General features: G+C 40.3%; 8 protein-coding genes and 1 tRNA gene. 3 read left to right on the forward strand and 6 right to left on the reverse strand.

Going from position 1 to position 5,406, the window contains the following annotated elements:
• The coding region (locus tag Q0C19_RS10750) for a YcgN family cysteine cluster protein (protein ID WP_295055865.1) at positions 1-324 on the reverse strand (324 nt) is incomplete at its 3' end.
• Positions 325-406: 82 nt separating this feature from the next.
• On the opposite strand from Q0C19_RS10750, the gene Q0C19_RS10755 reads away from it, so the two are divergent.
• Positions 407-865 carry a hypothetical protein gene (locus Q0C19_RS10755; RefSeq protein ID WP_295055867.1) on the forward strand — a complete coding sequence of 153 codons (459 nt, stop codon included), beginning with the start codon at positions 407-409 and terminating at the stop codon, positions 863-865.
• 82 nt (positions 866-947) lie between these two features.
• Here the strand turns inward: Q0C19_RS10755 and Q0C19_RS10760 are convergent, their stop codons facing one another.
• The 3 genes from Q0C19_RS10760 to Q0C19_RS10770 form a co-directional block, all read right to left on the reverse strand.
• Positions 948-1,340, reverse strand: a complete 393-nt coding sequence (locus Q0C19_RS10760) for a type II toxin-antitoxin system PemK/MazF family toxin (protein ID WP_295055869.1) — start codon at positions 1,338-1,340, stop codon at positions 948-950.
• Positions 1,337-2,347 carry a hypothetical protein gene (locus Q0C19_RS10765; RefSeq protein WP_295055871.1) on the reverse strand — a complete coding sequence of 337 codons (1,011 nt, stop codon included), beginning with the start codon at positions 2,345-2,347 and terminating at the stop codon, positions 1,337-1,339. Before Q0C19_RS10765 ends, Q0C19_RS10760 begins: the two co-directional genes overlap by 4 nt.
• Before the next feature lie 207 nt (positions 2,348-2,554).
• A tRNA-Gly gene (locus Q0C19_RS10770) sits at positions 2,555-2,631 on the reverse strand.
• A 101-nt stretch (positions 2,632-2,732) separates the two neighbouring features.
• On the opposite strand from Q0C19_RS10770, the gene Q0C19_RS10775 reads away from it, so the two are divergent.
• Positions 2,733-3,305: an NUDIX hydrolase gene (locus Q0C19_RS10775; protein WP_295055873.1), complete on the forward strand. Its 573-nt coding sequence runs from the start codon at positions 2,733-2,735 to the stop codon at positions 3,303-3,305.
• Here the strand turns inward: Q0C19_RS10775 and Q0C19_RS10780 are convergent.
• Both Q0C19_RS10780 and Q0C19_RS10785 read right to left on the reverse strand, forming a co-directional pair.
• A complete protein-coding gene (locus Q0C19_RS10780) occupies positions 3,302-4,015 on the reverse strand; it encodes a DUF3108 domain-containing protein (protein ID WP_295055875.1) in 714 nt (237 codons plus the stop codon). The genes Q0C19_RS10775 and Q0C19_RS10780 overlap by 4 nt on opposite strands.
• Before the next feature lie 37 nt (positions 4,016-4,052).
• A complete protein-coding gene (locus Q0C19_RS10785; RefSeq protein ID WP_295055877.1) occupies positions 4,053-4,454 on the reverse strand; it encodes a hypothetical protein in 402 nt (133 codons plus the stop codon).
• A gap of 121 nt (positions 4,455-4,575) precedes the next feature.
• On the opposite strand from Q0C19_RS10785, the gene Q0C19_RS10790 reads away from it, so the two are divergent.
• Complete coding sequence (locus Q0C19_RS10790; protein WP_295055879.1) at positions 4,576-5,334, forward strand: TerB family tellurite resistance protein; 759 nt, start codon at positions 4,576-4,578, stop codon at positions 5,332-5,334.
• The last annotated feature ends 72 nt before the right edge of the window (positions 5,335-5,406 follow it).

Below are 5,406 nucleotides of genomic sequence, written 5' to 3' on the forward strand. Positions count from 1 at the left end.
AGGAAGCGGTTTTTCCTGATAACGCAAACGGTATGCACAGGTTTCGGGAAGCCACTCATACTCGCCGACCCGCTCAACGGTAAGTCGCATACACCCCTCGACCCGCTCATGTCGATTGGCATAATCGCTGCATTGTCCCCCCGGGATATCGTAACAATGACATGCCACACGGGTCAGATAAATAGGAGCGGTATCATCCTCCTCATCTTGAAGCCGGTTCAGACAGCACAGTCCGCATCCGTCACACAATGCCTCCCACTCCCGGGGAGTTAATTCTTCGAGTCTTTTTGTTTCCCAGAATGGGGCAGTTTCAGTATTTTTCATACCCGAAAAATAGCATATTTGAGGTTAAAACCGACCATTTAGAGCGTTATTTGGATATCATGAGCAAAAGAAAAGGATTTTTATGACTACTGAACAACCATTGGGTGAATTACTACGTGAATGTGCAGACTCGGTTGGGGGAAAAAACTTTTTTCTCACCCTCGCCGAAACGATCCGTTCGACCCGAGAGGGGATTATCGTCGGTGAAAAAAAACAGATTAACTATTCCAGCGGCGTTATGACATGGAACAAAACCCTCCATGCCGACAACTGGAGATTGTTGGTCGAATCGGCAAAAGTACGGACAAAAGACGGCAATATTCTCCTCTCCGCCGAAGATAAACGACACAAAAATATCCTCAACATGATCCGTACCCTCAAACCGCTCACGTTTACGATCACACCGACAAACAGTGCCGATGGCGAAGGGTTTAGCTTTAACGCCCTCGAAGTGATCGATGATAAAACGACACGGATTTCGCCGCTGTTTAAAGCGCTGTTTGTAATGCCGATCGATGTGCTAAAAAAGAATATGGGGTAACACTAATTATTCGCTATTTATGCTATAATTTCTTTACAAATTTCCTTCGGGACTACTCTTGGGGCAACCCAAGGGGAACAACTCACAACTTCATCAATTCTTTCAATCTCATTTTTAACTCGTTAAAATCATCTTCATGGATCATTCCCATTTTACGTTCAAGCCGTTTAGCATCAAATAGTCTGACCTGCGAAAGAATAGCATAGCTCTTTTTCCCCTCGACAAATGAAAATGGACAGTGAAATATATCCTCTTTGACGACACTGGTGAGGGGAACACCGATAAAACTGTGTTTGCTAAACTTGCGTAAAACCAACACGGGACGGACGAAATCTTCCCCTTTGCCGTCTTGTTCGAATCCGACATTACTCCCCATCGTCGAGACGTAAATCTCACGTTCGCGGAAATGGGCTAATTGTGTTTTAGCATGGATCGTTTTTTTTGTCTCATTCCATTCATCGAATCGTTTGCTCACGCTTTCCCCTCTTCGGTATTTGGGCTGTCAGTATTTTCCAAATTTCTCCAAGAATTTTTATCAAAATAGGTTTGTAATTCCATCAACGTCTTATTGAAATCACTTCGATAAAACAAATCATACTCTGGCGAAATATCATTTGGTAATTTGATAACCGCACTAATTCGTAATGAGTAATCTTCCAATGCTTTTATTGTATTAAAAACGATGTAATCCAATAATGTTTTGACTGAACCAAGATTATTAGGCAATGTATTATTCTCATGCCATATATTTAATTTGTTCAAATTGTATTCATCAAGTGAAATAGAAAACCCTTCTTCTCCCAAATAAAGACTAAAAGTTTTTCTACTATGAAATATATCATTTCGCATTTCTAAAATGAAAAAAAAGAACTCCTGAAAATCAACATAAAATTGCGCTAATGATTCAGGAATTTTATAAGTATTCATATATTCTTGCAATGTTGCTTTCTTTTTAGAAACTCCAAATTCCACTTTATTCTCAGTAAATAAATCATCATTATTTGCAGAAATCGTATTTTTTATTAAATTATTTTGTAAACTTTGTAAATTTTCAAAAATTGCTCTACTGTTTTGAAAAATAGCCTCCAGTTCAACTGATGCATACTTACATAATCTATGCATATCTTCTTTTTTATAGAACTCACTAAAAAAAATTATTTTTTCAACACTTGCGCTTAAATTTTCTATGTCATCCATAATATGTACTATATAATTTTTATTTTCAATAAGATTATTCTTTTTGAACATCATGTTAAAGAATTCAAATTTTAAATCGGTCTCTTTAAGAGGTTGTTTCGAAAAATACAAGCCGTTTATCAAATCAGTAATATTTATATTAATAAGTTCATTCCCAGTGTTAGCATACTGCTTCCAACCACTATCAAATACAGGGAATAAAGGAATGACCCTCTCTGTAAGATCTTCTTCTTGAATATTTAAGTGTTGTGTTTTTTTTAACTCATTGAAAGAAATCCCTATCATTTCGCCTCCACAATCTCATCCTCACTCAACCCATAAAGCGCATATACCATCACATCAACTTTTTTTATTTTTACAAAATGATAAATTCTGTGCCTCTTTGTGAAATATAAAATATTATAGCGGAAAAGAGAGATGTAGAAAAATATTATTGTATTTGAACAATGTGTGGTATGAAATTAAAAAAAGGATTGTTTAAAAAGAGAGAAGTGGAGCGGGAAACGAGACTCGAACTCGCGACATTCAGCTTGGAAGGCTGACGCTCTAGCCAACTGAGCTATTCCCGCATCACTGGTGGAATTCTACCACCCTTACCCTTAATCATTTATTTGTTTAGATACTTCTTTCTGTATAATTAACCCTATTAATTTTATCAAACGAGTCATTTATGAGAACACAACGTGTACCGTTCGGCCAACAAAATCCAAAAAAAAAAGATGCCGTCTTTTTAGCCATCTACGTCGAATCGATTTCACCGTGGAAATACTTTAAAGACGATATGCAGCACCTAAAATGCCCTGCACTGATCATGATTGATCGGTGGGACGGGCGTATGGGGTTTCCAGGGGGAACAGTAAATGAAAATGAAACGCTGATGGACGCACTCGTACGGGAGATTAAAGAAGAGATCGGCATCACGGTCAAACCCGCACAAGTTCACCCGATCGTCAGTCACGAAAGCCGTATCGTCACCCATTTTTACGGCTTAAAAGTACTCGAAGCAGAGTTTTTGCATATCTACTATCATATCCTCAACAACTTCTCCCGATCCATCCTCCTACACGCGTACGAAGAGGGAGACCAATCGCACTTTATGTCCGAAATTACGGGGATTAAAATCGTCCCTCTGATCCAGCATGAGAACAAAGGGATCAACCGTTTCATCGAAAACGCTTTTGCGGGTTCATCCCGGGAAGACTTTGAGGTAATGTTGAAAGAGGTGTTCGGTATCGAGATTTAATGCACCCTCAACCCTACAACATCGCCGAAAAACAAAACATCTTCCAAAATTGCTTTGTCGCAAAGACCGTCACTTCCGAGATTAATCAGCAGTTCGCCGTTGGCACTGCTGAAAATACGGTCGTTTAAAATCACTTTCAAATAATCGCCCTCTCCGGTTTCAAGCTTCTTTTTCATCTCTGCCAATGCCTCATTTTTGGGGAAATTAACATCGATACGGCCATCTTTTTTATTGGCGCCGATCACGTAAAAAGGACGATCCTGCTGACTTTGCATGTGATTTTTCACATTAAAAAAGAGACTCAAAATATCTTCGGGAGCATAAAAGTCATTTTTGACTTTATCCCATTCGTCACTTTGGATGTTCTCTCGCCACACGATTTTATTGGGGTGATCAAACGTATAGATCTTGATCGCTTTTTTCGCATCGGTCTGTCGGATTTTAATGTACTTTTGGGGAACCAGATGTCCATTGACGATCACTCCGTAACTTTCGTACGTCTCAATACGGTTATTGGTAAGAATCTTTGCCAGCCCCTCGGTTCTGGCTTCAATCTTAATGCTGTAGGTTTGATCCTCTTTCGTCTCGAACCGTGCCTCTGCGATACCCAGTTTCTGAAATATGCCATACGAAACTTCATACGTCGCGCTCAGCACTTTTGCACTTAGTAACGGGGAGAGCAATGCCAGCAGTAGCACGATTCTTTTCATACTCTGATCCTCTATTGGATTGTGGAGACGTCGGTAATTATAATTTGAGTAAAAGGGATCCTGCCCCTTTGGAAACGATTCCCAGCGGTACTTTGATCCCCTCTTCCATGTGGTCGGCAAAAATACGATTCAGCCAGGTACGATTTGTCTGTACTTTTTGAAGGATAAGATACTCCTCTTTATCCACCGTAAGGGTCATATACGAGCCGATTGCAACACTCAAAGGCTGTTTTTCCCCCTCAGGCAGGAGGGTAAAGCTAAGTGTTTTTTTCGTTGTGTCGACCGTAACGTTATCTACTTTTCCATACCCTCTTGACCCGAAGTAGAGCGATACTGCCGACGTTAAAATTTTTGAACGGAGGGCATCCATTGTCGAGAGTTCTGCACCATGCAAAGAGCTAAAAAACAAAAAAGTAATCAAAATAAGACGTTGAAACATATATTTACCTCGTATAAAAATAAAATTATAGCTCTCTCCCTCTAAAAAAGGGGTAATAAAAGCTTCACGAAGTTACCTTTTATGGATACACTGTCGCTTTATTTTCATGTCAGGATTTACCATGACTCAAATTTTTCTCTTAGCTTTTGTTATCGTCCTCTTTTTTTGGCTCTCCAGAAGCTACTCTGCCCATCAGCACGCCTATTCCAAAAAGCAGTTTGCGGGGTTTAAACTCAACAAAGAAGCCTTGTCCCACAGTGAGCTTGGCCTATTTGTCGCCTTAACGGCAAAAGTTGCCAAAGCCGACGGACGGGTTGATGAACTCGAAGCGGAATTGATCAGCAATATGTTCAACGATATCAGTCTCCTCTTTCCCGATCCCGAAGCAACTAAAAAACTCCTCAAAGAGATATTTGATGAAGAGAAACAGGTTGCATACAATCTCGATCCGGTAGCGCAAGCTCTTTACAAAGCGTTGGAAAATGACGAGCACAAACGTCAAAAAATGATGGAGTTTCTCGTAAATCTCTCCTACATCGACGGAACCCTCAGTCACAGTGAAGAGACTATGCTTCACCAAATCGCGGCCCATTTGCATTTCAGCGCCCAAGCTCTTAATTCGATGTTTGAACAATTCGCCTCCTACCATCGCCACAGCGTCAAAGAGAGCACTATTGCGCAAGCCTATACACTCTTAGGGATTAACAGCGATGCGACCGACGATGACGTTAAAAAAGCGTATCGCGCCCTTGTACGGATTCATCACCCCGATATTATCAAAGCCCAAGGTGCGTCAGACGAATATCTCAGAGCCTCCACCGAAAAAGTGCAGGATATAAACGCTGCGTATGAGATGATTAAAAAATCGCGCGGAATTTGAAAAAAAAGGTAACACATGAACAAAAAACAACTTCTTAACATCCTCTATTGGACTCTATTTGCAGGGGTAACC

The sequence above is a fragment of the Sulfuricurvum sp. genome (genome assembly GCF_023250475.1).
Classification (GTDB): Bacteria; Campylobacterota; Campylobacteria; order Campylobacterales; family Sulfurimonadaceae; genus Sulfuricurvum.

Excerpts from the sequence above, each read along its gene's own strand:
- Q0C19_RS10765 (WP_295055871.1), bottom strand. The coding sequence starts at position 2,347 with ATGATAGGGATTTCTTTCAATGAGTTAAAAAAAACACAACACTTAAAT.
- Q0C19_RS10775 (WP_295055873.1), top strand. The coding sequence starts at position 2,733 with ATGAGAACACAACGTGTACCGTTCGGCCAACAAAATCCAAAAAAAAAA.
- Q0C19_RS10780 (WP_295055875.1), bottom strand. The coding sequence starts at position 4,015 with ATGAAAAGAATCGTGCTACTGCTGGCATTGCTCTCCCCGTTACTAAGT.
- Q0C19_RS10790 (WP_295055879.1), top strand. The coding sequence starts at position 4,576 with ATGACTCAAATTTTTCTCTTAGCTTTTGTTATCGTCCTCTTTTTTTGG.
- Q0C19_RS10755 (WP_295055867.1), top strand. The coding sequence starts at position 407 with ATGACTACTGAACAACCATTGGGTGAATTACTACGTGAATGTGCAGAC.
- Q0C19_RS10785 (WP_295055877.1), bottom strand. The coding sequence starts at position 4,454 with ATGTTTCAACGTCTTATTTTGATTACTTTTTTGTTTTTTAGCTCTTTG.